The following is a 594-nucleotide window of genomic DNA, read 5'->3' as shown; positions in this document are numbered from 1 at the left end:
TGCGTTGAGCCTGTGTTCCAGCGCGACCGCCGCAACCGATACGCCGATTCCCTGGCAGGCAGCAACCACCTGCGCCTTAAACTCCTCGCTGTAGCGTCGCCGCCGACGACGCTCCGGGAGTGCTTCCGATTCGATAGTGTTCACGTGTCCGCTTATTCGTTAGGTGGACACGATACTCCCAAGCTCCTCGGTCAAACTCAAGACGGGTTGGCTAGCCGCTTACAGTCATCAGTCGTCTTATGCACGCCGGTGCCGCCACCAATCGCTCAGGCAAAATGCGGACACTAATCGTCGAAGCTCGCGCGCGGTTTGCACGGCCGCTCACTGCACCTACGATCGATACTGGTCAGTTAAGGCAGACTCACGACGGTCATAGGCATACAGGTTCGCCAGACCCTTGGCGAGGGAGGGGTAAAGTTGTTGCGCCATGGCCTCGGGCTGGATCACCTCGGGACCGTCTCCTCGCCCAAGGACCAAATCAGGTCCCTGGGCAAACAAGCATCGCTTGATTTGGAGAATGGCGAGGCCCGCTCACAAGCCCTGTAAAAGCCCTCGAACTTCCCTTTGAGGATCATCGACCAGCTTCGACTCCGA

At 58.9% G+C, this 594-nt stretch carries 1 protein-coding gene; it reads right to left on the bottom strand.

The genetic code is table 11. From position 1 onward, the window contains the following. The coding region (locus U5A56_RS36925) for a transposase (protein ID WP_257776087.1) at positions 1-144 on the bottom strand (144 nt) is incomplete at its 3' end. Positions 145-594 lie beyond the last annotated feature (450 nt).

The organism is Burkholderia sp. BCC1998 (assembly GCF_905339875.1).
Taxonomy (GTDB): Bacteria; Pseudomonadota; Gammaproteobacteria; order Burkholderiales; family Burkholderiaceae; genus Burkholderia.
The sequence above is the reverse complement of the archived record's forward strand: the minus strand, read 5'-3'. Positions and strand labels throughout refer to the sequence as shown.